The following is a 25,097-nucleotide window of genomic DNA, read 5'->3' as shown; positions in this document are numbered from 1 at the left end:
GTTTACAGCACTCCCATCAGGTACACAAAGGTGAAGACGCCGATCCAGACCACGTCCAAAAAGTGCCAGAACATCGACAGGCACATCAGGCGGCGGTTGTTCTCGGGGATCAGGCCGTGCTTGCCGATCTGGATCATCAGCACCACCAGCCAGATCAGGCCGAAGGTGACGTGCAGGCCGTGGGTGCCCACCAGCGTGAAGAAAGCGGACAGGAAGGCGCTGCGCTGCGGGCCGGCGCCTTCGTGCAGCAGGTGCGAGAACTCATAGAGTTCCAGGCCGAGGAAGCACAGGCCGAAGAGACCCGTGACCGCCAGCCACACCAGCGTGCCGCGCACATTGCCCTTTTGCTTCTGCAGCATGGCAAAGCCGAAGGTGATCGACGACAGCAGCAGGAAGGCGGTGTTGATCGCCACCAGCGTCAGGTCGAACAGCTGCGCGCCCGTGGGGCCGGCCGCATAGCTGCGGCCCAGCACACCGTAGGTGGCGAAGAGGGCCGCGAAGATGAGGCAGTCGCTCATCAGGTAGAGCCAGAAGCCCAGCGCGGTGCCGTTCTCTGGATGGGGCTCCTCGGCGAGGTGGAAATCGCGGGCGGCCAGGGCGCCCGCGGCGCCTGCTTGGTAACGGATCTCAGACATGGCGTGCGATATAGAGTGTGCGGGCTTCTTCGGTCTTGATGACTTCATCGGCCGGAATGTAGAAGTCGCGCTTGTAGTTGAACGTGTGGATGATCGCGGCCAGCACGATGCCGGCGAACGACACTCCCGCGAGCAGCCACATGTGCCAGATCAGCGCGAAGCCCAGGACCAGGGAGAAGGCGGAGATCACTGCGCCCGCGCCGGTGTTGGACGGCATGTGGATGGGCTTGAAGCCCGTCAGCGGACGCTGGTAGCCGTGCTTCTTCATGTCCCACCAGGCGTCGATCTCGTGCACGACGGGCGTGAACGCGAAGTTGTACTGGGGCGGGGGCGAAGAGGTGGCCCATTCCAGGGTGCGCGCATCCCATGGGTCGCCCGTGAAGTCGCGCAGCTGGTCGCGCTTGAGATAGCTCACGGCGATCTGGATCAGGAAGCAGGCGATGCCCAGGGCGATGATGCCCGCGCCGATGGCGGCGATCACGAACCAGATCTGCAGGGACGGGTCTTCGAAGTGGTTCACGCGGCGCGTCACGCCCAGCAGGCCCAGCACGTACAGCGGTGCGAAGGCGACCCAGAAGCCGATGACCCACAGCCAGAAGGAACGCAGGCCCCAGGTGCGGTCGAGCTTGTAGCCGAACGCCTTGGGATACCAGTAGTTGATGCCGGCGAACAGGCCGAACAGCACGCCGCCGATGATCACGTTGTGGAAGTGGGCGATCAGGAACAGGCTGTTGTGCAGCACGAAGTCGGCCGGGGGCACGGCCAGCAGCACGCCGGTCATGCCGCCGATGGCGAACGTGACCATGAACGCCACCGTCCACATCATGGGCAGCTCGAAGCGGATGCGGCCCTTGTACATGGTGAACAGCCAGTTGAAGATCTTCGCGCCCGTCGGGATCGAGATGATCATCGTCGTGATGCCGAAGAAGGTGTTCACGCTCGCGCCGGAGCCCATCGTGAAGAAGTGGTGCAGCCACACGAGGTACGACAGGATGGTGATCACCACCGTGGCGTACACCATGGAGGTGTAGCCGAACAGGCGCTTGCGGCAGAACGTGGCCACGACTTCGGAGAAGATGCCGAAGGCGGGCAGCACCAGGATGTAGACCTCGGGGTGGCCCCAGATCCAGATCAGGTTCACGTACAGCATGGGGTTGCCGCCCAGGTCGTTCGTGAAGAAGTTGGTGCCGGCATAGCGGTCGAGCGACATCAGGACCAGCGCAGCCGTCAGCACGGGGAACGACGCCACGATCAGCGCGTTGGTGCACAGCGAGGTCCAGGTGAAGATCGGCATCTTCATCAGGTTCATGCCGGGTGCGCGCATCTTGATGATGGTGACGATCAGGTTGATGCCCGACAGCGTCGTCCCGACCCCCGCGATCTGCAGTGCCCAGATGTAGTAATCCAGCCCCACCCCCGGGTTCTGCGCCCCCAGGTTGGAGAGCGCCAGCCAGCCGGACGTGGAGAACTCGCCCAGGAACAGCGACACCATCACGAGGATGGCCCCGGCGGTGGTCATCCAGAAGCTGAAGTTGTTCAGGAACGGGAACGACACGTCGCGCGCACCGATCTGCAGCGGCACGAGGTAGTTCATGAGGCCCGTGACCAGCGGCATCGCCACGAAGAAGATCATGATCACGCCGTGGGCCGTGAAGATCTGGTCGTAGTGGTGCGGCGGGAGGTAGCCGACGTTGTCGCCGAAGGCGACGGCCTGCTGCAGGCGCATCATGACGGCGTCGGCGAAGCCGCGCAGCAGCATGACCAGGCCCAGGATCATGTACATGATCCCGATCTTCTTGTGGTCGATGCTGCAGATCCAGTCGCGCCACAGCGGGCCGAACAGGCGGAAACGCGCGATGGCGGCCATCACGGCGATGCCGCCCAGTGCCACGGCGATGAAGGTCCACAGCACGATGGGCTCGTGCGCCATCGGTACGGAATCCCAGGTGAGCCGTCCCAGGGCCCAGTGAGACGCAGAAGTTGGTTCGGACATATCGAGTCTCTTCGGAAAGGGGCCGCCGCCGCTATGCGCGCGTGCGGCCCGACAGGGTCATTGCGGGGTGGTGGCGCGGGGTGCGTCGCGCGTTTCCAGGGAGGCGATCACGCGGGCCGAGTTCTCGGCCGTGCAGACGTCCTGGGGCAGATTCAGGCCGTTCGCCCGGGCATAGGCTTCGCCGCCGTTGGCGTCGATGGCCATCATGTGGTGCATGCACATCTTGCCGTCTTCCACGCAGCGGTTCAGCACCTTGTCGTAGAGGCCGTCCTCCACGGACGCGAAGCGCTCCACGGGGTGGCGCTCGCTGGGCTTGGCGAGTGCGAGGTAGGTCTTGCTGTCCAGAGCCTTGCCGGAGCCCTTCACGTCGGCGAGCCACTTGTCGAAGTCGGCGTCGCTCAGGCCGTGGAACTTGAAGGTCATGCCCGAGAAGCCCGGACCGCTGTAGTGCGACGAGAAGCCGTGGAACACGCCGGCCTTGTTGATGATGGCGTTCAGCTCGGTCTGCATGCCGGGCATGGTGTAGATCATGCCGGCGAGGTCGGGCACGTAGAACGCGTTCATCGTGGAGGTGGACGTGAGCTTGAAGACGATGGGGCGGTCCACCGGGGCGGCCACCTCGTTCACCGTCGCGATGCCTTGTTCCGGGTAGAAGAAGGCCCACTTCCAGTCCATCGCCACCACCTGGATTTCCAGCGGCTTCACGCTGGCGGGCAGCGGGCGGCTGGCGTCGATGCGGTCCAGCGGGCGGTAGGGGTCCAGCTTGTGGGTGCTGATCCAGGTCAGGGCGCCCAGCGCGATGATGATCATCAGCGGCACGGTCCAGATCACCAGCTCCAGCGTGGTGGAGTGGTGCCAGTCGGGGTCGTATTCGGCCTCGGTGTTCGACTGGCGGTATTTCCAGGCGAAGAAGAACGTGAGCAGGATCACCGGAACGATGATGATCAGCATCAGCAGCGTGGCGGTGACGACCAACTGGCCTTGCTGCGCAGCGACGTCTCCTGCCGGATTGAGGACGACGGCCTTGCTGCAGCCAGTCAGACTGGCTGCCAAGGCAGCCGCACCGAGCCACGCGGGCCCGCGGAGTTTCTTGATTTTCAGCATGCTTGGGGGCGTAACAGAAGCGCGTTTAGGGATAAACGCGGATTACAGAACCGGCCAAATGTAATACCTGCGAGCGCCATGTCGATTGGACATTTTGTCCAAGGTCAAAGCGAGGGCATGCCGCACGTGCTGGCGCGGGCTGCAGGCCGATGAGCGCAAAACCCGTGGCCGTGTAAGGGTTTATCCGACCCTCTCTAGGGGGAAAGTCGCCTTGCCGGTGCCATGCACGGGGTGTAGAACTGGGTCGTGTTCAGCATGCATCGAGGAGTGTTCATATGGCAGGTTCCGCCACCTATCCCTCCGGGAGTTTCCATCACGAGGAATCGCTGTCCCATGCGGACACCCATGAAGAGGCCACCCCGAGCGAAATCGCCGTGGGCGTGATCATCGGCCGGTCATCCGAGTATTTCGACTTCTTCGTCTTCGGGATCGCCTGCGTGCTGGTGTTCCCGTCTTTCCTGTTCCCTTTCCTGTCCCGGCTGGATGGCACCCTGATGGCCTTCGCCATCTTCGCGGTGGCGTTCGTCGCCCGCCCGATCGGCACCGCCATTTCGATGGCCGTGCAGCGCCGGTGGGGCCGGGGTACCAAGCTGACGCTGTCGCTCTTCCTGCTGGGGGGCTCCACGGCGGGTATGGCGTTCCTGCCGAGCTACGACAGCGCCGGCAACTTGGCCATCGCTGCCCTGATCGTGCTGCGGCTGGGGCAGGGGCTGGCCCTGGGGGGGTCGTGGGATGGCCTTCCATCCCTGCTGGCGATGTCGGCCCCGCGCGAGCGCCGGGGCTGGTACGCGATGATCGGCCAGCTGGGCGCCCCGGTCGGGTTCGCGCTGGCCGCGAGCCTGTTCGCCTACCTCTACAGCAACCTCACGGTGCGCGAGTTCCTCGACTGGGGCTGGCGCTACCCGTTCTTCGTGGCGTTCGCCATCAACGTCGTGGCCCTGTTCGCCCGGCTCCGTCTCATCGTGGGGCAGTCGTACACCGAGCTGCTGCAGCAGCGTGAACTGGAGCCGGTGGGCGCCGTGCGCCTGATGCGCAACGAAGGCCGCAACGTGGTGCTGGGCGCGTTCGCCGCGCTGGCCAGCTTCGCGCTCTTCCATGTGGTGACGGTGTTCCCGCTGTCGTGGATCTCGATGTATTCCGAGCAGTCCATCATCCACGTGCTGGGTGTACAGATCGCGGGCGCCTTCTGTGCGGCGGTCGCCATCGTGGTATCCGGCCGCCTGGCCGACCGGGTGGGCCGGCGCAACACGCTCGGCACCATGGCATGCCTGATCGGCGTGTTCAGCCTCGTGACGCCCTGGTTGCTCAGCAGCGGCACGGTGGGCAACAACATCTTCATCCTGGTGGGCTTCGTTCTGCTGGGCTTGTCGTACGGCCAGGCCTCGGGCACGGTCACGGCCAATTTCTCGCCGCGCTATCGCTACACCGGGGCCGCGCTGTCGACCGATCTGGCATGGCTGGTGGGTGCCGCCTTCGCGCCGCTGGTGGCTCTGGGGCTGTCGGCCCGCTTCGGGCTGGTGGCCGTGTGCATCTACCTGCTCTCGGGTGTGGTCTGCACCTTGGGCGCCCTGCGCATCAACCGCATGATCGAGCGCCAGCGCGCCGATGAATGAATGGATCGCGCCACATGCGGTGGCGCTCACCTTGGTTGAATAATGCAAAAGGCCACGTGAAAACGTGGCCTTTTGCATTGCATTGGAGGGCAGGTCGGCAAGGCCACGGTGCCCGCCGTACGCACCGCGGTCTCTGGCCGCAAATCAGGCACGGGCGCGGGTGCATTGTCGGCGCTCCCGAACCCTGATCCTGGCGGAGTTATCGGCACCACCGCCGACAGCGCCGCAACGGGCGGGCCGTGGCACACGCCAGCAGCCCGGCCTATCGCACGCCATCAATCCCTGGGCCGGAAGCCGATCACCAGCGACGATGGCACGCGCCCGTCCACGTCGCGGGGCAGGGTTTCGGTTTTCTCCAGCGCCTTCAGTACCGCGTCGTCCCAGGCCTTGTTGCCGCTGGACTTGGTGATGCGCGTGCCGACGATGGTGCCGTCGGGCGCGGCCCGTACTTCCACTTCGGTGCGCGCATTGTCCGAGATGGCATCCGGATACACGATGTTCGGTCGCACCTTGGCCGCGACCTTGCCGCCATAGCTGCCCGACGGGCCGGAGCTGCGCTGGGCATTGCCCGTGGCCGTTTCCCCGCCCGTGGCCCCGGCAAGGCCCTGCATGCGGCGGATGTTCTCCTGCCGCAAGGCCTCTGCGCGCTTGGCGTCCGCTGCTTCGGCCTTGCGCTTCTCCTCGGCCTTGCGCTTGTCTTCCGCCTGCTTCTTCTGGGCTTGTTCCTGCCGGTCCTTTTCCGCCTGCTGCTTTTCCAGTTTTTCCTGCTGCTCGCGGCGGTCTTTCTCGCGTTGCTGTTCCTTCTCGCGCTGTTCCCTGTCCTTTTGCTGGCGCTCCTTGCGCTCCTGCTCGGCCTGTTCCTTGCGCTCGCGCTCACGCTTGTCGCGTTCGGCCTGGAGCTGGCGCTCCTTCTTTTCCTGTTCGGCGCGCTTTTTCTCGCGTTCGATGGCGATGTCCGCCTCGCGCGGCTGGGGATCGGCCTTCGGAGGCGGCGGAGGTGGCGGTGGAGGTGCGGGAGCCGGGGGCGGCGGAGCGGGCGTGGGCACCGGCTCGGGCGGAGGAGGCGGCGCCACGGCGCGGGGCGCCGCCTGCTGGGGCAGTTCGGACCAGATCTCGGCTTCCACGGCGGGCTGGTCTGCGCTGGTCTTCCAGTTCACACCCCAGGTCAAGGCGCCGATGAGGGCTGCGTGGACCAGCACGGCGAGTGCGACGGCGCGCAGGCGTCCTGGTGGACGCTCGGGGGCGAACTGGTCTCGGTCGTTGGTGGCGTGCATCGCGGTCGGCGGGGGCGGCTCCAGGGGCGGTGTGCGGGTACGGCGTCGAGCGCGGTCAGCCGCCGGATTTGACGGTGAGCCCCACGCGTTGCACACCCGCGCGCTGCAGTGTGTCCATGGCCTTGACCACGTTGTCGTAGGTCACGCCCTTGTCGGCCGTGACCAGCACCGGCGTGCCTTCGGGCTGGGTGGCCTGCCAGGCCTTGGCGGCGGTGCCCAGTTCCTTGAGCGTGATCGGGCGTTCGAGGTCGCCGGTCTTGAGCTGCAGGCTGCCGTCCTTCTGCACGATGACCTGCCCGAACGCCTTGGGCGGCTTGGCGCCCTTGCCGACGGTGGGCACGTCGATGCTGCTCGGGGTGAGCATGGGGGCGGTCACCATGAAGATGATGAGCAGCACCAGCATCACGTCGATGAAGGGGACCATGTTGATCTCGTTCATTGAGCGGCGGCGGCTGCCGCCGCGCGAGGCCATGGTGGGCATGGAAGGCTCCTTGCTGCGTGCGTATCAGTGGCCCGAGGCCGACGATGCCGGCGCGGGGTGCGCGCCGAGGTTGCGCTGCAGGATGTTGGAGAACTCTTCGATGAAGGTTTCCTGGTGGATGGCCACGCGGTCGATGTCGCGCGCGAAGCGGTTGTAGGCCACCACGGCAGGAATGGCGGCAAAGAGGCCGATGGCCGTGGCCACCAGCGCTTCGGCGATGCCGGGCGCCACCGTGGCAAGGGTGACCTGCTCCATGCCTGCGAAGCCGGTGAAGGCATGCATGATCCCCCACACGGTGCCGAACAGGCCGACATAAGGGCTCACGGAAGCGACCGAACCCAGGAACGAGAGGCTCGACTCCACGACGTCCATCTCGCGCTGGAAGCTCGCGCGCATGGCGCGGCGTGCGCCGTCGAGCAGTGTGCCGGGATCGGTGATGCGGCGCTCGCGCAGCTTGTGGAACTCGCGCATGCCGCTCGCGAAGATGCGTTCCATGGGCCCAGCATTCTTGGCGTTCTGCGCGGCACTGGAGTACAGGTCGTTGAGGCTGGTGCCCGACCAGAACTCGCGCTCGAATTCGTCGTTGAGCGAACGCACGTGCTTGAGCGCGAACAGCTTGCGGAAGATGGCGGCCCAGCTGGCGATGGACACGCCGATCAGCAGCGCCATGACGAGTTGCACCACCCAGCTGGCATTGAGCACCAAATGCAGGATGGACATGTCTTGCGAATTCATGATGGTGAGAGTTGTTCCAGAAGGTGGCCGGGAATGCGGGCGGGTCGCAGCGTGGAGGCATCGACCCATCCGATGCGGATGGTGCCCTCGCACAGAAGCTCGGGGGTGGATTCTGGCACGTGCTCCGTTTTCAGGAGCGCCTGCTGGCGTATTGTCATGGATGCCCGTCCGCTTTCCTCCAGCACGGCCGTAACAATCAGTTCATCGTCGAGGCGCGCGGGCCGCACATAGCGTACGCGGGCGTCCGTTACGACAAACATGCCGCCGGTGAGTTCCCGCAGGCGCTGTTGCCCCAGGCCCAGGGAGCGCAGCCATTCGGTGCGCGCACGTTCGAAGAAGCGCAGGTAGTTGGCATAAAACACGATGCCGCCGGCATCCGTGTCCTCCCAGTAGATGCGCACGGGCCATTCGAAGGTCATGGGGCAGATGGGCTGGAGTGCGGGGCCGTGGGCGGATCAGCCCAGCAGGCGGGAGAGGCGTGCCACGGCTTCCTGGAGCTGCGGCATCGAGTTCGCGGTGGAAAAGCGCACGAAGTTCTCGGGCGCATGGCTGCCGAAGTCACGCCCCGGCGTGATCGCGAGGTGGGCGCGGTGCATGACCTCGTAGGCGAAGTCCCAACTGCCGCCGACGCCCAGGCGCTGCGCGGCGGCGGTGCAATCGGCCCAGGCATAGAAGGCGCCGTCGGGCCGCACGGGCACCTGCAGCCCGAGCGACTCCAGCGCCGGGATGAAATAGTCGCGCCGTGCCTTGAACTCGGCGCGGCGGCGTTCGTATTCGGCGATGCTTTCGGCCTCGAAGCAGGCCAGCGCCGCATGCTGCGCCACGGTGCTGGGGCAGATGAAGAGGTTCTGCGCCAGCCGCTCGACGACCGGCACCATGGCATCGGGCACGACCATCCAGCCCAGCCGCCAGCCGGTCATGTTGAAGTACTTGCTGAAGCTGTTGATGCTGATGACGTTCTCGTCGATGGCCAAGGCCGTCTGGCCGAAGGCGTCTTCGTGCGACAGGCCCAGGTAGATCTCGTCGATGAGCGTGGCGCCGCCGCGCGACTGCACGGCGGCGTGGATGCGGCGCAGCTCGTCCGGCGCGATGGACGTGCCGGTGGGGTTGGAGGGCGACGCCAGCAGCACGCCCCGGGTGCGGGGCCCCCAGTGGGCGGCGACCTTGTCGGCGCTGAGCTGGTAGCGCTCCTCGGCGGTGGCGGGCACCAGCACCGCCCGGCCTTCCGCGGCGCTCACGAAATGGCGGTTGCAGGGGTAGCTCGGGTCCGGCATGAGGATCTCGTCGCCGGCTTCGATCAGCGCCAGGCAGGCGAGCTGCAAGGCGCCCGAGGCACCGGCCGTGACCACGATGCGGCGTGCGGGCACCTCGGCACCGAAGCGCTGCGCATACCAGCCGCTGATGCGTTCGCGCAGCGCGTCCAGGCCCAGGGCGTTGGTGTACTGCGTGGCGCCGTCGCGCACCGCGCGTGCCGCGGCCTCGCGCACCAGCGGCGGGGCGGTGAAGTCGGGCTCGCCGATGTTGAGGAAGATCATCGGCTCCGGGCCGTGCGCCACGTCGCGCGCCAGGGCCTGCGCCGCCTTGGCGATTTCCATCACGTAAAAGGGTTCGATGCGTTCGGCGCGCGAGGAGAACTTCATGGAGGAGGGCTTCGCAGAGAGGCGGGGCGCGGCCGGCGGCGCCCGCGGGGAGCGGCCGGTGCGGCGCGAAAAGGGTTCAGGCCGGCTTGCCGGCGCTGCCTGCCGGGCGGTCGGCCGCCACTTCGGTGGCGCGCAGCGTGGGGGCCAGCCCGTTGAGCACGGCATTCACATACTTGTGCCCGTCGGTGCCGCCGAATTCCTTGGCCAGTTCGATGCACTCGTTGATGACCACACGCCATGGCACGTCCAGGCAGTGCTGGAACTCGTACACGCCGATCCACATGACCGCGTGCTCGATCGGAGAGATCTCGTCCATCTTGCGGTCGAGCTGCGGCGCGATGAGCGCGTCCAGCGATGCCGCGTTCTCGATGCAGCCGTGCAGCAGTGCGTCGTAGTGGGCCGCGTCGGCCTTGTGGAAGCCCGAGAGATCGCGCGTAAAGACGTCGATCGCCGTGGCGTCGTTGCGGCCCACCAGGTGCTGGTAGAGCGCCTGCAGCGCGAATTCGCGCGAGCGGCTGCGCGTGGACTTGGACGCGGCCTTGCGTGCGCCGGTGGAGGTGGTGCCGGTGCGCGGCTGGCGCGGCGGGCGCTTGCTGCCGCTGCCGCCGTTCGCGTTGCCGCCGGGTGGCGTTGCGGAGAAATCGTCGCTCACGAGAGTTCCTCCAGCAGGTTGGCCATTTCCACCGCCACGCGGGCCGCGTCGCGGCCCTTTTCGGTCTGGCGCGCGACGGCCTGCTCGAGGTTCTCGGTGGTGAGGATCGCGTTGGCGATCGGGGTCTGGGTGTCGAGCGACACGCGCGTCACGCCGGCGCCGGATTCGTTGGCCACCAGTTCGAAGTGGTAGGTCTCGCCGCGGATGATGCAGCCCAGCGCGATCAGCGCGTCGTATTCGTCCTGCTCGGCCAGGGCCTGCAGCGCCAGAGGCACTTCGAGGGCGCCGGGCACGCGCACGTGGCGGATGTGCTTTTCCTGGACGCCCAGGGCCAGCAGTTCCTCGCGGCAGGCGGCGGCCAGCGCGTCGGTGATGCTTTCGTTGAAGCGGGCCTGGACGATGCCGATGTGCAGTTTCTTGCCGTCGAGCGTGTCCGCGGTTCCTTTGTCTGCGCCAAACATGTTGCTATGCCTTTTGTTCTTTCTTGCCCCTCAAATCTCCGGGAGGCGCCGGTCCATGGGTCGGCCCGGGCCGTTATTCCTTGGGGATGTATCCGGTGATCTCGAGGCCGTAGCCGGTCATGCTCGGCAGGCGGCGCGGCTGCCCCATCAGTTGCATGCGGGTGACGCCGCACTCGCGCAGGATCTGCGCGCCCACGCCGTAGGTGCGCAGGTCCATGCGGCCGCGCTCGGGCGCGTGCGCCGCACGGGCCGTGCCGTCGAACTGGGTCAGCAACTGCTCGGCGCTTTCGCCGCAATTGAGCAGTACGGCCACGCCGCAGCCCTGCTGCGCGATGTAGCGCAGGCTGGCATCCAGGCCCCAGGAGTGCATGTCGCGGCCCACTTCCAGCGCGTCCAGCACCGAGAGCGGCTCGTGCACGCGCACCGGCACGCTGTCGCCCTCGGTCCAGGTGCCGCGCACCAGCGCGAGGTGCACGGACTGGCTGGGGCCGTCGCGGAAGGCATGGGCGATGAATTCACCGGCGGCCGTCTGCAGGGGGCGCGTGCCCACCTTGTGCACGAGCGATTCGTGGCGGCTGCGGTAGTGGATCAGGTCGGCGATGGTGCCGATCTTCAGGCCGTGCTCGGCCGCGAAGAGCTGCAGGTCCGGCAGGCGGGCCATGGTGCCGTCGTCCTTCATGACCTCGCAGATGACCGAGGAGGGGCTGCAGCCGGCCATGGCGGCGAGATCGCAGCCGGCTTCGGTGTGGCCCGCACGCATGAGCACGCCGCCATCCACGGCCTGCAGGGGGAAGATGTGTCCGGGCTGCACCAGGTCGGCGGCCCGGGCGCCCGGGGCCACTGCGGCCTGCACGGTGCGTGCGCGGTCGGCGGCGGAGATGCCGGTGGTCACGCCCTCGGCCGCCTCGATGGAGGCCGTGAAGGCCGTGCCCATCTTGGTACCGTTGCGGGGCACCATGGGGGGCAGGCGCAGCAGTTCGCAGCGTTCGCGCGTGAGGGTCAGGCAGATGAGGCCCCGCCCGAAGCGGGCCATGAAATTGATGGCCTCGGGGGTGACGTGGTCGGCGGCCAGGACCAGGTCGCCTTCGTTCTCGCGGTCTTCCTCGTCCACGAGGATGACGATGCGCCCGGCGCGCATCTCGGCCACGATGTCTTCGACCGGCGAGATGGGCGCAGGGGAGAGGGGGGTGTTCATGGAGGCAGGCTTTCGGGTGGTCCGCGGGCGGGTGCCGCGTGCCCGCGCCGGGCGGCGCCCTGGCTGCGGGAGGCGGACCAGGGCGGCCGCGCCGCGCGGTGTGGGAGCGCAGGACGCTCCGAAGGCGGCGATTTTAGTGCAGTCGGCTGTCGCCCGGAGCGGAAGCCCTTGCGGGGCGGGGCGTGCGGGCCAGCGCGGCCTGGATCAGCACCGTGCCCAGCAGCGCCAGGCAGGCCAGCTTGGAGACGCTGGCGGCCGACAGCACCGTGGGCCAGAGGGGCTCGGCGGTCCGCAGCGTGGCGAGGTTTTCGGCCACGTCCGACACCAGCAGCAGGGCCATGAACGCGTTCGCGTAGCGCGCGAGCCAGCCCAGGCGCCTGCCGCGGGGCACGGCCGCGGCGACCAGCCGGCGCAGCGCCCAGGCCAGCGGATAGGCGATCCACGCGGCATAGGCGGCGATCAAGGCCCAATCCCAGGCGATGGCGCGGTGCACGGCGTTGGCCGCGCAGGTGATGCCCCATTCGGCATGCCAGTGGGCGGTGAGCTGGTGGGCCGAGGGCAGCAGGCGCACCCAGGCGGGCGCGCCATCCAGCGCGCAGGCGCCGCGGTCGGCCAGGGCGGTGCCCACGAAGAGCGCCGCCACCACCACCGGCAGCACCCAGCCGAGGGCGCGCCAGGGCTGGGTGCGCGGCACGTGGTCCGCCGGCACGGCGGCCGCCACCGGCAGCGCGCTCGCATCGATGGTGTCGTTGGGGTGGCGCTCGCGCGCGTCGAGCCCGGCCCAGACCCAGTACGGGCAGTCGTAGGCCTGGTCGTGCATGGCCGTGAGCGGATCGCCGGGCCGCAACTGGCTGCGGTCCAGGCGCAGGCCCTGGGCGAAGGCTTCCTCGGCCATCCAGCGCAGGGTGATCTGGGAGAGGCCGTCGCGCGCGTAGGAGCCGCCCACGTCGCTGTGCACGCCGCGGAACCACCGCTGCGCGAAGCTGCGCTGCGGCCGCTCCTGCGCGGTGAACTGCGGGTCGGTGTAGCGGCGCGGGGTGTAGGGTCTGCGCGATTCGTACAGCGACATGGCGTGGCGCACGTGCACGAAGCGCTTGCGTGCGAAGTCGGTGGAGTTGGTGATCTTGATGCCGCCGAGGGCACCGCTGCCGATCGATTCCACCGTGTCCCACACGCCGACGAAATGCACCAGCGGCGTGCGGCCCAGGGAAAAGTTGTCGATCACGTCCCGCGCGAACTCCTCGCGCTGCCGCGTGCCTGCGCGGTTCCTGCGGCGCGGCGGCGCGAAGTACGTGCGCACCAGGCTGTCGAGCAACGGCAGCCCCTCTGGATGGATGAGCCCGTACATGTTGACCATGCCGGCCACCGCGCGCGCCGTGAAGGCGCCGCGGGAAAAGCCCAGCAGGTAGATGCGGTCGCCCTCGCGGTAGGTCCGCACGAGGAACTCGTAGGCGCCCGCGATGTTGGGGAACACGCCGCTGCCCAGCGCCAGCCCGGCGAGCCGTTCGGCGGTCTCGCGCAGTTCCGAGCCCGGGTTGGCCGCGGGAAACACGTTGGCCGTGCCCACGCCCGGGTCGTAGTAGACCAGTTGCTCGGGGCCCTGGCCATCCGCGGCGGGGCCCTTGTCCAGCATGCGCAGGAGCTTGACGACATTGGTATCCTGCTCGTTGCCCAGGATGTTGCCCGTGCCGTCGAAGAGCAGCACCAGGTTGCGCCCCGGCGCCGCGGCCCACCGCTCCTGCGCCTCGATGCACTGCCGCAGCACCTCGTCGCGCGTGGGCACCAGGCCGCCGGCCGCCGCCTCCTGCGAGGCTGCCGCGCGCACGCCGGAAATCCGCTGCGGCGCTGCCGCCGCGTGGATGGGTTCGATCATGGTCCTCTCCCTCGTTCTTGGTGGATGGACCATTCTGGCGAACGCCCCCCGGTGCCCGCAAGGGTGGCGCACCCGGGGCGGCATCGCACCGTTGCGCGGATGAGGCACCGCCCGGCGCCGGGGCGTGCGGGCGTCAGATGGCGGGCGCTTCGAGTTGCAGGTCGCTCGTGGGGTAGGCCACGCACGGCAGGACGCAGCCTTCGGCTTTTTCCTCGGAAGATAGCCCGGGCCACTCGATGGCATAGCGCACCGTGCCGTGGGCGAGCACGCCGATGCAGGTGCGGCAGGTGCCGTTGCGGCATGAACTGGGCCAATCGAGGCCGCCCTGTTCGATGGACTGGAGCAGCGTCTGCTCGGGCCAGGCGTCGCACTGGGTGCCGTCGTCGCCGATCCTGGCGACGAAAAAGGGAATGGCGGGAGGGGGAGAAGTCATCGGCAAAGCTGCGGGGATGGGTGATTGGGATGAAAACCGGTCCATGCCGCCGGATTCATTCAATAGTTTGCTATTAATTTGGTAGCAAATTTGCGGCCGGCCCGGCAGGCTGTCCACTGCTTAATTGGCAGGCACCGGGAGACAAATCCTTGTGAATCAACGACTTGCCGCTGCCATACAGCGCTTGTCCCGGGTTATCCACATGGTTGTCCAGCGCGGGGCGGGATAACCGCATGGCCGGAGCGCGGCGGTTGCCCAAAAAACAGGCATCGGGTTGCTTCTCCATATGAATCAAGCACTTGCGGTGGCCGTACAGTGTCTTGCCGGAGTTATCCACATGATTGTCCAGTGCCCGCAGGGATAACCGCGGCAGCCCGGACCTCCCGCGGCCGGGCTCAAGGCTGGACCTTGACGCCTTTCCAGAAAGCGAACCGCCCGCGGATGTTTTCGGCCTCGGGCAGCGGGTCGGCGTAGGTCCAGGCGGCGTCCGGGTTGAGTTCTCCGGCCACCAGCAGCGACCGGTAGGTGGCCTGGCCCTTCCAGGGGCAGCTCGTGCGGTGGTTGCTGAAGGTGAAGTGTTCCTGCTTGAGCGCGGCTTCGGGAAAATAGTGGTTGCCCTCGACGAGGACCGTGTCGTCGCTTTCGGCGACGACCACGCCGTTCCAGATGGCTTTCATGGGGATGTCCGTGGATGTGTATGTCGGTTGCGGTGCTGCCCGGGAGGGCGGGGCGCTGCAGACGCGGCGGGGGCGCCTGCAGCGCCGGCCGGTGAGAGGGGTGGCTGGCGCGGCAGCCCTTGCGCGGATGCGGCGGTGGGGCTGAAATGCCCCGCATGAACACCTTACCCGACTTTTCCGACGGCGCCGCTTTCGTGCAGGGCCGCTATCTGCCCATCGCCGAGGCGAGCATTCCGATCACCGACTGGGGCTTCCTGCGTTCCGATGCCACCTACGACGTGGTGACCGTGTGGGAGGGCGCGTTCTTCCGCCTCGATGCGCACCTGGAGCGCTTCTTCGCGAGCTGCGAACGGCTGCGGCTCGATCCGGGCCTGTCGCCGGAGGGCGTCACCGCCGTTCTGGAGCAGTGCGTGCGCCTGTCGGGGCTGCGGCATTCCTATGTGGAGATGATCGCCACGCGGGGGCAGCCGCGCTGGGGATCGCGCGATCCACGCGAGGCGGTGAACCGGTTCTATGCCTTCGCCGTGCCCTATGTCTGGATCGCCAATGCCGGGCAGCGCGAGCGCGGGCTGCACCTTGCCGTGAGCGGCGTGCAGCGGATTCCCGCGGGCAGCGTGGACCCGCGCGTGAAAAACTACCACTGGAACGACCTCACCATGGGCCTGCTGGGGGCGCTGGATGCGGGCAGCGATACCGTGGTGCTCACCGATGGCGCCGGCCATGTGGTCGAGGGGCCCGGATTCAACGTGTTCTGCGTGGCGGCGGACGGCACGCTCGTGACGCCCGCGCACGGCATGCTGGAGGGCATCACGCGGCGCACGGTGATCGAGATGGCGCACTCGCTCGGTCTGCCGCTCGCGGAGCGCGCCCTGCCGGCCGCCGAACTGCGCGGTGCGCGCGAGGTGTTCCTGTCGACCTCCGGCGGCGGCGTGCTGCCCGTCACACGCATCGACGGCCAGCCGGTGGCGGACGGCGCCGTGGGGCCTGTCACCCGCAGGCTCGTGGACCTGTATTGGGCCTGGCATGCCGATGCGCGGCTCTCGCGGGCCGTGGATTACGGCCCGGCAGCGCCCTGACGCAGACGGCGGCCGGTAGGCCTTATAGCGGCGCGGGCGCCGTCTCCACCGGCCCGCGCGCAGGCAGCTCGATGTGGAAGACCGCGCCGCCTTCCACGTTGCGCGCGTGGATGCGGCCCTCCAGCGCGTCCACGATCTTGCGGCAGATGGCCAGGCCCAGCCCCGTGCCCCCCGAACCGTCCTGCGTGAGGCTGGACTGCGCGAACGCGTCGAAGATGCGCTCGAGTTCGGCCGGGGGGATGCCCGGGCCCTGGTCCTGCACTTCGATGTGGATCCTGGCGAACGCATCCACCTGCGCGCGCAGGTGGATGCAGGAGCCTTCGGGCGAGAACTTGATGGCATTGGCCAGCACGTTGCGCACCACCTGCTGGAAGCGCAGCGGGTCCACCTTGGCCACCAGCGGGCGCTCGGGCAAGTCGATCCGCAGTTCCTGCCAGCGCGTGGCGATCAGCGGCCCCAGTTCCCGCGCCACCGCGCGGATGTGCCCGCGCAGGTCGGTGCGTTCGAGGTGGATGGTGCCGATGGCGCTTTCGATCTTGGCCACGTCGAGCAGATCGTTGACCAGCGCCAGCATGCGGCGGCCCGCCGCGAGGATGTCGGTGAACATGGAGGTCAGCCGCATGTCCTGGCTGCGCCCCACGCCCAGTTCGGCAAAACCGATGATGGCCTGCAGCGGCGTGCGCAGCTCGTGGCTCATGTTGGCCACGAATTCGGAGCGGGTGCGCGAGGCCTCCTCGGCGGCATCGCGGGCCTCGCGCGTGGCGCGCTCGGCCTCGCGGAATTCGCTGATGTCCATCAGGATGCTCAACACGCCGGTGACCTCCCCGCGATCACCGTGCACGGCGGCCTTGAGCACGCGCGTGGCGCGCCGCGAGCCATCGCCGTAGGGTAGGTCCAGCTCCAGTACCATGCCGCCCCCGGTTTCCGCCAGCGCGGCATCGTCCGCGGGTTGTCGTGGGTAGAGATCCAGGCGCTGGCCGACGACGTGGCCGCGGCGGCGGCCCATCGCGTTCTCCCAGGCGCGGTTGACCAGGGTCACGCGGTGCGCGCGGTCGGTGAGCATCATCGGCTGCGGGCTGGTCTCCAGCAGCAGGTTCTGGAAGGCGAGCTGCGCGCGCAGGCGCTGGTGTGCGCCTTCGCGCTCGGTCACGTCTACCGCGCTGCCCGCGAAGGCGCAGATGGCGCCATCCCCGGCCGCCCGCAGCGGCACCGCGGCCACGTCGAGCACGCGCTCGTCGCCCTGTGGGCCGCGCATCCGCAGGCGGCGGTTGCGCAGGTTGGCGCCCGAACGCGGGTCCAGCATCGCGGCCACGTCGTCGCGGCTGTCCGGGCCGACGAGGTCCTGCAGCCGGCATCCGATGGCCTCGTCCGGCGGCTGGCCGCTCAGCGCGGTCCAGCGCGCGTTCACATAGGTGACCACGCCGTTTTCGTCGGTGCGGAAGATCAGCTCCTGGACGCTGCGCAGCAGCAGGGCCAGGTCGCGCTCGCTGCGTGCGATGCGGTCCTGCGCGGCGTCCATGGCCTGCCGCGAGGCCTCGCGGCCCCGCAGGCTGCGCCAGGCGATCCAGGTGAGTGCCAGCGCCAGCAGCACCAGGGCCAGCTCCATCGCCAGGAACGGGTAGGACTCGCCCAGCCACCGCAGGAATGCGGCGCGGTAGGGCTCTTCGACGATCACCACCAGCGGCTTGCTGCGCGATGCGCGGAACGCGAGGATCCGGTCGGGCCCCAGTACGCCCTGGCCGACATAGCTGCCATGTTCCTGCTGCGGCAGCAGGCCGCCGAACACCGGCAGTGCCGAGATGTCGCGGCTGGGCAGCTCGCGGGGCGGGATCGACGAGGCCAGCACCTGCCCGCCGTCGGTGGCGATCACCGCGTCGTAGCTCAGCGATTCGAGCGCGAGGTACTGGAAGTTGGAGAGCGAATCCGGGTTCACCAGGGCGACGAGCTGCAGCGGGTTGCCGGTCTCGTCGCGGAAGCCGTGCAGCATCGGAACGAACGACAGGCCTGGCGGCGAGAGCGCGGCCGGGCCGTCGGTCCGCAGGCTGGCCAGGCCGCGCCCCGGCAGCAGCGGCCCGATGTGCTGCCCCCCGGATTCCAGCCACGGGCCGAGGCGGGCGCGGTCGATCGTGATACCCAGGGAGGCCGCATCGGTGCTTGCGAGCACCAGGCCCGCCTGGTTCACGAGCGAGACGCTGCGCATGAAGGGGAGGGCAGTGAGCACCTGCCGCATGGCGTCTTCCGTGGCCTGCCGGTCGATCGCGCCGCGGACGGCGGCCGGGGCCTGCCCGAGCGTGGCGAGCACCACCTCGCCGGCCTCGAAGGTGCGCGTGGTCTGGTCTTCCAGTACCCGTGCCAGCAATTGGGCCTGGCCCTGGCTGGTGACCATCGCGCTGCGCATGTCGCCCACGCTCACCACGACGGCGCTCGTGATCGCCCCGGCGGCAGCCGCCAGGCCCGCCACCAGCACCAGGGTGCTGGCCGGCAGTCGCGAGAGGCGATGCGCGAGCGCACGGAAGAACAGGCGCACCGGCGCCACGCGCAACCCCCTGCCCGTCATGGGACCACCAGCGGTCCGAGTCCGTGGCGCTGCGCGGCAGCCTGCAGCCGGCCGTCGCTCTTGATGCGCGCCACGAAGGCATCCACTTCCGCCAGCCAATCGGCATCGCCGGGGCGCACCGCATAGGCCGCGGGGATCACGAAGAACGGGGTGGGTGGCTGGATCAGCCGTGCCCAGTCGGCGCTTTCCATCAGCCGGCGTGCATAGGCGTAATTGGTCATGAACACATCGACCCGGCCCGAAATCAATTCGCGTTCGCGGGATTCGGGCAGCTGCACCGGCACCACCGTCGCGTTCTTCAGGCGCTCGACCAGCACCGTCTGCATGAGGGTGCCGCTCTGCACCGCCACCGCCACGCCGGGCCGGTCGATGTCCGACCACTGCTGCACCACCGGATTGATCTTGGTGGTGATGGCGTACATGTCGCTGCGCAGGTAGGGCTGGCTGAATCGCACCTCCTGCATGCGCGGCTGCATCATGCCGACGGCGAACATGGCGACGTCGCAGCGCCGTACCAGCAGATCGTGCGCGACGGAGGCGAAGGTCGAATCCACGTACTCGATCCGCACGCCCAGGTCTTGCGCGAACTGGCGCGAAAGCTCGATGTCGATGCCGCTCAGTTCCCGCGTGCGCGGATGGCGGTAGGAGACGCCGTGGTAGCCGGGCCAGATGCACACCTGCATCTCGCCGCGGGCCTTCACCCTGTCGAATACCGCGCCCGCACCGGCCTGCCCCGGCACGAAGGCCGCCAGTGCGCCGGTGGCCAGCAGCGCGCTGCGCCAGGCACGCCAGCCCCGGCGTGCGATGGACATCCCACCCCGCGGCATCAGTGGCCCTGGGCGGGGGCGCACGCACCCAGGCGCCGCACCGTCTCCGCGATCTGTGCCGTGCTGAAGGGCTTGGCGATGTAGCTGCAGGCGCCGGCCAGCAAGCCGGCGGCGCGGTCCTGGGTGCTGTCGCGGGCGCTGAGCATCACCACCTGGGTATGGGCCAGCGAGGGGCAGGCGCGGATGCGGCGGCAGACTTCCAGGCCATCGAGCCCGCCGGGCATCATCACGTCCATCAGCACCACATCGGGGCGCTGCGCCTGCGCAGCGGTCCAGGCGGCGGGGCCGCTGTCGGCCTCGTGCAAATCCAGATCCTCGCCCTCCAGGGTCATTCGCAGGAGGCGCCGGATCTCCGCGTGGTCGTCGACGATGAGTACGGTCTTCATGGCGCGGAAGGCTGAATAAATTGAATGAGTCGGATCATATTTAGTAGATTTAATATCTGCAAGCATTTCGCATGCCCGATCAGAACGGTATGCACCGACGCCACCCTCCGCGCGCGGCACAATGCCAGCTATGCCGAATTCCGACGACGCCCTGCGCGACCACTACACCACCCTGGAAACCGCCAAATTGCTAGGGATGGCCGTGCGCTCCATCCAGCTCATGGTGGACCGTGGCGAGCTGGAGGCGTGGAAGACGCCCGGCGGCCATCGGCGCATTTCGCGGGAGTCGGTGGAGCGGTGGCTGCAGACGCGCGAAGTGGGCGTTCCGCCGCCGCAGGGGCAGGGCTCGGGACCGGCGCCGGCCCGGGGCGCAGCCTCCCGGCCCAAGGTGTTGCTGATCGAGGATTCCGTCCACTACCAGAACCTGATCCGCCTGCTGCTCGACCAGCAGTTTCCGGACGTGGCGCTGCATGTCGCCAGCGACGGCATCGCGGGCCTGGCGATGTGCGGCAAGCTGGACCCGGATGTGCTCATCGTGGACATCCTTTTGCCGGGGCTGGACGGTGCGGCGCTCATCACCAGCCTGCGCTCCCATCCCCAGTTCGCCCGGGTGCAGCTGATCGTGGTGACGTCGCTGGAAGAGTCCGAGCGGGCACCCTATGCCTTCGCGCTTCAGGGCCTCACCGTGATCCAGAAACCGGCCCTGGTGGCGCACCTGCCCCAGGCCCTGCGTGCCTGCCTCGCGGCCACGGCCCGCGGCTGAGGCCATGGGGGCCGAGCCCGGCGCCCGTCCACCTGTCGTCCTGCTGGTCGAGGACGATCCTTCCGTCGCACGCTTCGTCGCGATGGCCCTGGACACCCTTCCCGTGGTCGTGCACACCTGCCCGTGCGTCGAGTCGGCGCTGGCGTGGCTGCAGGAGCACCGGGCGGCCCTGGTGATCACCGATCTGATGATGCCCGGCGAATCCGGCACCGGCCTGCTGCGCAGGTTGCAGGCCACGCCCGCGCTGGCGGCGGGTGCGCGCATCGTGGTGCTGAGCGCAGGGCTCGACCAGGCCGTGCGCCGGGAACTGCTGGCCTGCGGTGCCTGGCGCGCGCTGGACAAGCCCGTGCCCGTGGCGGCGCTGGAGGCTTGTGTCCGCGAGGCGCTCGGAGGACTGCTGCCGTCCACGGCCCCCACGGCGCCACCGGCCGCATCGATCCATGGCGCGCCCGGCGAATCGGCCGTGGATTGGGCCATCGGCGAGTTCTTCGGCGGCGATGCGGCCCTGTTCCATGCCTACCGCGCGGAGTGCCTGGCGCAATTCGTCAGGGATGCGGCGGAAGGCGACCGGGCCGTGGAAGGCTCGGATCTCGCCGCGCTGCACCGCCTTTGCCACAGCCTGGCCAGCGTGCTGCGCACCCTGGGCCGTGCCGACGATGGCGCCCTGGCCCGGGAAATCGAAAGGCTGGCCCTGGCGGGGAGCGAGGCCGCCGCGTACACGCACTGGGCACTGCTGCGCCACCGGCTGCGGCCCTCGCCACCGCGGTAGCCAGACCCCGCGCAGGGAAGCGAACCCGCCGCCGGATGCGGGGTTTTTCCATTTCCATAGAAGGGAATGTTCCCAAAAACAACAACGATAGTTACAGCACCTCTTCGCGAATTGATAAAAGTAATTGTTCTTTCATGATGCAATTTGTATCATTTGCGCATCTCTGGTCGGCCATCCGCTGGCAAGAACAGGTTTCCCATATTTTTCAAAACGAGAGGTGAGCATGAATTTTTTCTCCCGGATGGGCATAGCGCGAAGGCTTTATGCGGTGTCGATCGCGCTCATCCTTGCGCTGTCGGCCGCGGCGTTGCTGGCCTGGACGCAACTGAGCAATGTGGGCCATCTGGCCGAGCAGACGGGCTCCACCCGGGTGCCCCAGCTCACCCGCATCGCCAGTACCGAGCTGAGCATCACCCAGATTTCCCTGCAGATCCGCCACGCCATCCTGGTGCGTTCGCCGGAGGCGCTCAAGGAGACGCTGGCCGACATCGACAGCAAGTACAAACGCATCGGCGACAACGACTCGGCTTTCCTGGCGGAACTGCGCGATCCGAAGGCCCGCGATGAATTCGCGGTGTGGCAGAAGCTGGAGAGCGAGTTCAAACCCATCGCTGATCGCAACGTGCGCCTCATTGTCGAAGGCCGCAAGGACGAGGCCTTCGACGTGCTTGTGGGCGAGACGATCCCCATGCGCAACCGCTTGCTGGCCTGGCTGGCTGCCGAACGTGAACGGCAGACGGGCCTGCTGCGCAGCGAACTTTCGGGCATCGAGAAGGAAGCCGTGAAGACCCGCACGCAACTGCTGCTGCTCGTGGCCGTGATCGCGCTCGGGCTGCTGGCCTTCTCCTGGTACATCGCGAACGTGCTGCGCCACCGTGTGGATGCGTCCCGTGCCGTGGCCGAGCGCGTGCGCGACGGCGACCTGACCGTGCAGGTCGTGGACGATGCACGTGACGAATTCAGCCCCCTGCTGGCAACGCTGCAGGACATGCAGCAGTCGCTCGCAACGGTGGTCTCGACCGTGCGCCAGGGCTCCGACAGCGTGGCCACGGCGTCGGCGGAGATCGCGCAGGGCAACAATGACCTCTCCTCGCGCACGGAGCACCAGGCCAGCGCGCTGGCGGAGACGGCGGCGTCCATGGACCAGCTCGGCGCCACGGTGCGCCAGAACGCCGACAACGCGCAGCAGGCCAGCCAACTGGCCCAGGGTGCCTCCAGCGTCGCCACGCAGGGCGGCGAGGTGGTGGCGGAGGTCGTGCGCACGATGCGGGGCATCGACGACAGCAGCAAGAAGATCGCGGAGATCATCGGCGTGATCGACGGCATCGCATTCCAGACCAACATCCTGGCGCTCAATGCCGCCGTGGAAGCCGCACGGGCCGGTGAGCAGGGCCGCGGCTTTGCGGTGGTGGCCGGCGAGGTGCGCAACCTCGCGCAACGCAGCGCCGAGGCGGCCAAGGAGATCAAGGGCCTCATCACCGCCAGCGTGGAGCGCGTGAAGCAGGGCTCCGACCTCGTGGACAAGGCCGGAACGACGATGACGGAGGTGGTGGAATCCATCCGCCGCGTGACGGACATCGTCGCCGAGATCAGCGTCGCCAGCCGCGAGCAGAGCGCCGGCGTCGGCCAGGTGGGAGATGCCATCACCCAGATGGACCAGGTCACGCAGCAGAATGCCGCGCTGGTCGAGGAAAGCGCCGCTGCAGCGAATGCCCTGCGCTCGCAGGCCGACCAACTGGTGGCCGCCGTGGCGGTCTTCCGGGTGTCCGGCCCGCAGGCCGGTGGGCAGAGCGCGGCACCGCGTCCGGCGCCGGTCCAGGCGCGCCGGGTGCCCACGGCCCTGGCAGGCGCCGTTCCGCGTCTGAGCGTCTGATCCGGCGCTCTCCGTCCCGCGGCTCCGGGCTGGCCCCTGGCGGCTACCGAGGGCCCGGTGCCCCTGCGGCGCCGGCCGGCGGCAGGCTGTCGCGCAGTATCCGGCGGATCTCCAGGATGGCCGCCGGCTGCTCCTGCACACTGTGTCCCGAAGGCACGACCCGCTCCGACACGGCGCCTTCCAGGTGCGCACTGGCATAGGGAACGATGCCGTCGCTCGATGCGGCCAGCGCGCCCTCGGGATTCTCCCGCCCCATGATCGAGTGGTAGGGCACGCGGGGCGCGATCGGCAGGCCTGCGGCCGCCTGGACGAAGGGGTCGGTGTCGCTGAGGTTGTCAATGCTGTTGGGAAGGCGCACGACATCCTCTCCTTCAGGCGATGCGGTGCGGGCCAGCCGCCGCGTGACGTCCGAGAAGCGCTCCAGGACCGCGAGCGGCAAGGTCACCAGGTTGGAGAACCAGCGGGACAGCCGCTGGTTGGCGAAGGGCGTGCCGCGGTGCGGCGCTGCGATGAAGATCGCCCGGCCAACCTGGGGCAGTGGATGGAACCGCAGGAACGGGTCCAGCTCCGGGCGCAACGCATCCTGGTCTTCGGCGGACATCGGGTGCTGGGCGAGCAATATCTTCCACAGCGTGTCGCCTGAATCCGATACCAGCAGGCGCGCGAGCACGCCGCCCATGCTGTGGCCCACCAGCACCATATCGCGCGACGCCGGGGCGGTGCCCGCCGGATCGAAATGCGCGATGGTGCGCTCCAGCGCGTCCTGGATCGCCTGCCGGTTGGCCCACAGCGGCATGTTGGTGGGGTAGTACACCTGCCACACCTGGTAGTTCTGCCGCAGGCGCTCGTCGCCCAGCACCTCGTTGGCCACGTTGATCCAGGCCTCGGGGCTGCTGGCCAGCCCGTGCAGCATCACGATGGTGCGCCGCGCGGGATCGTAGGGCTGCATGAGGTGGATGCGCGGTGCCGCCAGCCCGTCTTCCTGACCGAGCAGCGTGCGCAGCGCCTGCAACGCGAACCCCGATCGCGCGAGCCAGAGCCCATAGCCCGCCGTGAAATTGCCGGCCAGGGGCACGTGGCGCCCGGCCAGATCCACCCGTGCAGTGTGGTGGGGGTCGTAGAGCGACACCTGCACGTCGCGCGTGCGCAGCACTTCGCCCAGTGTTTTCCCGCTGAAGCGCAGCAGGGCCGTGACCGACGGGTAGGGCATCTCACGGAAGGGCAGCGTGTCCTCGGAAGCGGCCTGGATGGCCGTGCGCCGGCGGCCGGTGTCCGGGTCGGGGCCGTCGGGCGATTGCATCACCGTGACGAGTTCGGCGCCGAAACCATCGCGCCGGTAGGTGTTGCGCAGTCCTGAAAAACGCAGCGTGGACGCGGCGATCAGCGCATGCGGCAGGGGAGCGTCGCTCGGCAGGCGCAGGTCGGACGCATCGCTCTGCACGCGCCAGCCGCCCCACTGCAGCAAGGCATCCGGTGCGGGACCGTGCCCATCGTCGTCCACCGCCTTCCGGTAGCGCCGGAACATGCCGGCCAGCGCTTGCTGCGTGGCGAAGTTGTAGTAATCGCGCACCTGGGTCTGGCGGTCCTCGAAGGCCCGCTCGTCCGGCCCGCGCGGCGTGAAGAACAGATAGGCCCAGGCATGGCGTGCGGCTTCCAGCCAGGCGCCGAGCTGCTCGTCCTCGCTGGCGGGTGTATCGCTGCGGCGCTCGCCTTCGGTCTGCAGCGCGGCGAGCAGCCACAGCTCGGAGAGCGTGGACAGGCGCTGCTCCTCGTCGATGCCGGTGGATGCCATCAGGGCTGCGCGGCAGGCGGCCTCGTCCTGTTCGCAGTCGTCGCCGTCGGTTCCGATGACGCGCAGCACCTCTTCGGATGCGGGGCTCAGCCGTCCCGTGGTCAGCGCGTCCCCCCGGCGTGCGGCGAGGTAGTCGCGCGGCGAGACGGAAGACACCGTGACGCCGGCGCAGCCGCCCAGCAAGAGCGCGAGGCAGAGCAGGCCGGCGCAGTGCAGTGTCCGCACGAAGGAGGTGTGCGGGCGCAGGGGCGGGAGCAGGTCGAGGGTCGGCACGTGCGGCATCGAGGA

The 25,097-nt window shown here is 68.5% G+C and carries 24 protein-coding genes; 5 read left to right on the top strand and 19 right to left on the bottom strand.

Translation table 11 applies throughout. The features are described 5' to 3' along the window. Positions 1–2: 2 nt before the first annotated feature. The 3 genes from cyoC to cyoA are packed head-to-tail and all read right to left on the bottom strand — an operon-like array spanning position 3 to position 3,732. Positions 3–635, bottom strand: a complete 633-nt coding sequence (gene cyoC / locus BM144_RS06305; RefSeq protein WP_092950435.1) for a cytochrome o ubiquinol oxidase subunit III — start codon at positions 633–635, stop codon at positions 3–5. Then, positions 628–2,628, bottom strand: coding sequence for a cytochrome o ubiquinol oxidase subunit I (gene cyoB / locus BM144_RS06300; RefSeq protein WP_092950434.1), 2,001 nt, complete (start codon positions 2,626–2,628; stop codon positions 628–630). Before cyoB ends, cyoC begins: the two co-directional genes overlap by 8 nt. 57 nt (positions 2,629–2,685) lie before the next feature. Next, entirely contained in the window at positions 2,686–3,732 is a 1,047-nt protein-coding gene (gene cyoA, locus BM144_RS06295) for a ubiquinol oxidase subunit II (RefSeq protein WP_092950433.1), read from the bottom strand. 275 nt (positions 3,733–4,007) lie between these two features. Here cyoA and BM144_RS06290 point away from each other — a divergent pair, with 275 nt between their 5' ends. Then, positions 4,008–5,345, top strand: coding sequence for an MFS transporter (locus BM144_RS06290; RefSeq protein ID WP_092950432.1), 1,338 nt, complete (start codon positions 4,008–4,010; stop codon positions 5,343–5,345). 275 nt (positions 5,346–5,620) lie between these two features. Here the strand turns inward: BM144_RS06290 and tolA are convergent, their stop codons facing one another. The 12 genes from tolA to BM144_RS06235 form a co-directional block, all read right to left on the bottom strand. Then, entirely contained in the window at positions 5,621–6,619 is a 999-nt protein-coding gene (tolA, locus tag BM144_RS06285; RefSeq protein WP_092950431.1) for a cell envelope integrity protein TolA, read from the bottom strand. Between the two features lie 55 nt (positions 6,620–6,674). Then, positions 6,675–7,100: an ExbD/TolR family protein gene (locus tag BM144_RS06280; protein ID WP_092950430.1), complete on the bottom strand. Its 426-nt coding sequence runs from the start codon at positions 7,098–7,100 to the stop codon at positions 6,675–6,677. A 24-nt stretch (positions 7,101–7,124) separates the two neighbouring features. After that, positions 7,125–7,835 carry a protein TolQ gene (tolQ, locus tag BM144_RS06275; protein ID WP_092950429.1) on the bottom strand — a complete coding sequence of 237 codons (711 nt, stop codon included), beginning with the start codon at positions 7,833–7,835 and terminating at the stop codon, positions 7,125–7,127. Then, the gene (gene ybgC / locus BM144_RS06270; protein ID WP_092950428.1) at positions 7,832–8,254 is read right to left on the bottom strand and encodes a tol-pal system-associated acyl-CoA thioesterase; all 423 of its coding nucleotides are present in this window, start codon (positions 8,252–8,254) and stop codon (positions 7,832–7,834) included. Before ybgC ends, tolQ begins: the two co-directional genes overlap by 4 nt. Positions 8,255–8,290: 36 nt before the next feature. Then, on the bottom strand, positions 8,291–9,475 hold the full coding sequence (locus BM144_RS06265) for a pyridoxal phosphate-dependent aminotransferase (protein WP_092950427.1): 1,185 nt from the start codon (positions 9,473–9,475) through the stop codon (positions 8,291–8,293). Between the two features lie 76 nt (positions 9,476–9,551). Next, complete coding sequence (gene nusB, locus BM144_RS06260; RefSeq protein WP_092950426.1) at positions 9,552–10,127, bottom strand: transcription antitermination factor NusB; 576 nt, start codon at positions 10,125–10,127, stop codon at positions 9,552–9,554. Next, positions 10,124–10,588 carry a 6,7-dimethyl-8-ribityllumazine synthase gene (gene ribH, locus BM144_RS06255; protein WP_092950425.1) on the bottom strand — a complete coding sequence of 155 codons (465 nt, stop codon included), beginning with the start codon at positions 10,586–10,588 and terminating at the stop codon, positions 10,124–10,126. The genes nusB and ribH overlap by 4 nt, the downstream gene beginning before the upstream one ends. Before the next feature lie 73 nt (positions 10,589–10,661). Beyond that, the gene (gene ribBA, locus BM144_RS06250) at positions 10,662–11,783 is read right to left on the bottom strand and encodes a bifunctional 3,4-dihydroxy-2-butanone-4-phosphate synthase/GTP cyclohydrolase II (protein ID WP_092950424.1); all 1,122 of its coding nucleotides are present in this window, start codon (positions 11,781–11,783) and stop codon (positions 10,662–10,664) included. A 133-nt stretch (positions 11,784–11,916) separates the two neighbouring features. Then, positions 11,917–13,656, bottom strand: a complete 1,740-nt coding sequence (locus BM144_RS06245) for a T6SS phospholipase effector Tle1-like catalytic domain-containing protein (protein ID WP_092950423.1) — start codon at positions 13,654–13,656, stop codon at positions 11,917–11,919. A gap of 133 nt (positions 13,657–13,789) precedes the next feature. Then, entirely contained in the window at positions 13,790–14,089 is a 300-nt protein-coding gene (locus BM144_RS06240; RefSeq protein WP_092950422.1) for a 2Fe-2S iron-sulfur cluster-binding protein, read from the bottom strand. A 73-nt stretch (positions 14,090–14,162) separates the two neighbouring features. After that, positions 14,163–14,426 carry a hypothetical protein gene (locus BM144_RS22640; RefSeq protein WP_139225653.1) on the bottom strand — a complete coding sequence of 88 codons (264 nt, stop codon included), beginning with the start codon at positions 14,424–14,426 and terminating at the stop codon, positions 14,163–14,165. 58 nt (positions 14,427–14,484) lie between these two features. Further along, positions 14,485–14,766 (bottom strand): DUF427 domain-containing protein, encoded by a 282-nt coding sequence (locus BM144_RS06235; RefSeq protein ID WP_092950421.1) that lies wholly within the window; start codon positions 14,764–14,766, stop codon positions 14,485–14,487. 155 nt (positions 14,767–14,921) lie between these two features. Between BM144_RS06235 and BM144_RS06230 the strand changes: the two genes are divergently transcribed. Then, positions 14,922–15,842: an aminotransferase class IV gene (locus BM144_RS06230; RefSeq protein ID WP_245783556.1), complete on the top strand. Its 921-nt coding sequence runs from the start codon at positions 14,922–14,924 to the stop codon at positions 15,840–15,842. A 22-nt stretch (positions 15,843–15,864) separates the two neighbouring features. On the opposite strand, the gene BM144_RS06225 is transcribed toward BM144_RS06230, so the two are convergent. The 3 genes from BM144_RS06225 to BM144_RS06215 are packed head-to-tail and all read right to left on the bottom strand — an operon-like array spanning position 15,865 to position 19,612. After that, positions 15,865–18,399 carry a sensor histidine kinase gene (locus tag BM144_RS06225; protein WP_092950419.1) on the bottom strand — a complete coding sequence of 845 codons (2,535 nt, stop codon included), beginning with the start codon at positions 18,397–18,399 and terminating at the stop codon, positions 15,865–15,867. After that, complete coding sequence (locus BM144_RS06220) at positions 18,396–19,211, bottom strand: ABC transporter substrate-binding protein (RefSeq protein ID WP_092950418.1); 816 nt, start codon at positions 19,209–19,211, stop codon at positions 18,396–18,398. Before BM144_RS06220 ends, BM144_RS06225 begins: the two co-directional genes overlap by 4 nt. Positions 19,212–19,225: 14 nt before the next feature. Beyond that, complete coding sequence (locus BM144_RS06215) at positions 19,226–19,612, bottom strand: response regulator transcription factor (protein WP_092950417.1); 387 nt, start codon at positions 19,610–19,612, stop codon at positions 19,226–19,228. A 130-nt stretch (positions 19,613–19,742) separates the two neighbouring features. On the opposite strand from BM144_RS06215, the gene BM144_RS06210 reads away from it, so the two are divergent. The 3 genes from BM144_RS06210 (at position 19,743) to BM144_RS06200 (ending at position 23,017) form a co-directional block, all read left to right on the top strand. Next, a complete protein-coding gene (locus BM144_RS06210; RefSeq protein ID WP_092950416.1) occupies positions 19,743–20,375 on the top strand; it encodes a response regulator in 633 nt (210 codons plus the stop codon). A 4-nt stretch (positions 20,376–20,379) separates the two neighbouring features. Then, the gene (locus BM144_RS06205; RefSeq protein ID WP_092950415.1) at positions 20,380–21,144 is read left to right on the top strand and encodes a response regulator; all 765 of its coding nucleotides are present in this window, start codon (positions 20,380–20,382) and stop codon (positions 21,142–21,144) included. Between the two features lie 223 nt (positions 21,145–21,367). After that, the gene (locus tag BM144_RS06200) at positions 21,368–23,017 is read left to right on the top strand and encodes a methyl-accepting chemotaxis protein (protein WP_092950414.1); all 1,650 of its coding nucleotides are present in this window, start codon (positions 21,368–21,370) and stop codon (positions 23,015–23,017) included. Between the two features lie 43 nt (positions 23,018–23,060). Here BM144_RS06200 and BM144_RS06195 read toward each other — a convergent pair whose 3' ends face one another. Continuing rightward, a complete protein-coding gene (locus BM144_RS06195; RefSeq protein ID WP_092950413.1) occupies positions 23,061–25,091 on the bottom strand; it encodes an esterase/lipase family protein in 2,031 nt (676 codons plus the stop codon). Positions 25,092–25,097: the final 6 nt, after the last annotated feature.

It is taken from the genome of Paracidovorax konjaci, from assembly GCF_900112675.1.
In the GTDB taxonomy this organism is placed as follows: Bacteria; Pseudomonadota; Gammaproteobacteria; order Burkholderiales; family Burkholderiaceae_C; genus Paracidovorax; species Paracidovorax konjaci.
This window is presented reverse-complemented; position numbering and strand designations above follow the sequence as displayed.

Bases quoted from the DNA above. Each gene is read 5' to 3' on its own strand.
- cyoC (WP_092950435.1), bottom strand. From the start codon at position 635: ATGTCTGAGATCCGTTACCAAGCAGGCGCCGCGGGCGCCCTGGCCGCC.
- cyoB (WP_092950434.1), bottom strand. From the start codon at position 2,628: ATGTCCGAACCAACTTCTGCGTCTCACTGGGCCCTGGGACGGCTCACC.
- cyoA (WP_092950433.1), bottom strand. From the start codon at position 3,732: ATGCTGAAAATCAAGAAACTCCGCGGGCCCGCGTGGCTCGGTGCGGCT.
- BM144_RS06290 (WP_092950432.1), top strand. From the start codon at position 4,008: ATGGCAGGTTCCGCCACCTATCCCTCCGGGAGTTTCCATCACGAGGAA.
- tolA (WP_092950431.1), bottom strand. From the start codon at position 6,619: ATGCACGCCACCAACGACCGAGACCAGTTCGCCCCCGAGCGTCCACCA.
- BM144_RS06280 (WP_092950430.1), bottom strand. From the start codon at position 7,100: ATGCCCACCATGGCCTCGCGCGGCGGCAGCCGCCGCCGCTCAATGAAC.
- tolQ (WP_092950429.1), bottom strand. From the start codon at position 7,835: ATGAATTCGCAAGACATGTCCATCCTGCATTTGGTGCTCAATGCCAGC.
- ybgC (WP_092950428.1), bottom strand. From the start codon at position 8,254: ATGACCTTCGAATGGCCCGTGCGCATCTACTGGGAGGACACGGATGCC.
- BM144_RS06265 (WP_092950427.1), bottom strand. From the start codon at position 9,475: ATGAAGTTCTCCTCGCGCGCCGAACGCATCGAACCCTTTTACGTGATG.
- ribH (WP_092950425.1), bottom strand. From the start codon at position 10,588: ATGTTTGGCGCAGACAAAGGAACCGCGGACACGCTCGACGGCAAGAAA.
- ribBA (WP_092950424.1), bottom strand. From the start codon at position 11,783: ATGAACACCCCCCTCTCCCCTGCGCCCATCTCGCCGGTCGAAGACATC.
- BM144_RS06245 (WP_092950423.1), bottom strand. From the start codon at position 13,656: ATGATCGAACCCATCCACGCGGCGGCAGCGCCGCAGCGGATTTCCGGC.
- BM144_RS06240 (WP_092950422.1), bottom strand. From the start codon at position 14,089: ATGACTTCTCCCCCTCCCGCCATTCCCTTTTTCGTCGCCAGGATCGGC.
- BM144_RS06235 (WP_092950421.1), bottom strand. From the start codon at position 14,766: ATGAAAGCCATCTGGAACGGCGTGGTCGTCGCCGAAAGCGACGACACG.
- BM144_RS06230 (WP_245783556.1), top strand. From the start codon at position 14,922: ATGAACACCTTACCCGACTTTTCCGACGGCGCCGCTTTCGTGCAGGGC.
- BM144_RS06225 (WP_092950419.1), bottom strand. From the start codon at position 18,399: ATGACGGGCAGGGGGTTGCGCGTGGCGCCGGTGCGCCTGTTCTTCCGT.
- BM144_RS06220 (WP_092950418.1), bottom strand. From the start codon at position 19,211: ATGTCCATCGCACGCCGGGGCTGGCGTGCCTGGCGCAGCGCGCTGCTG.
- BM144_RS06215 (WP_092950417.1), bottom strand. From the start codon at position 19,612: ATGAAGACCGTACTCATCGTCGACGACCACGCGGAGATCCGGCGCCTC.
- BM144_RS06210 (WP_092950416.1), top strand. From the start codon at position 19,743: ATGCCGAATTCCGACGACGCCCTGCGCGACCACTACACCACCCTGGAA.
- BM144_RS06205 (WP_092950415.1), top strand. From the start codon at position 20,380: ATGGGGGCCGAGCCCGGCGCCCGTCCACCTGTCGTCCTGCTGGTCGAG.
- BM144_RS06200 (WP_092950414.1), top strand. From the start codon at position 21,368: ATGAATTTTTTCTCCCGGATGGGCATAGCGCGAAGGCTTTATGCGGTG.
- BM144_RS06195 (WP_092950413.1), bottom strand. From the start codon at position 25,091: ATGCCGCACGTGCCGACCCTCGACCTGCTCCCGCCCCTGCGCCCGCAC.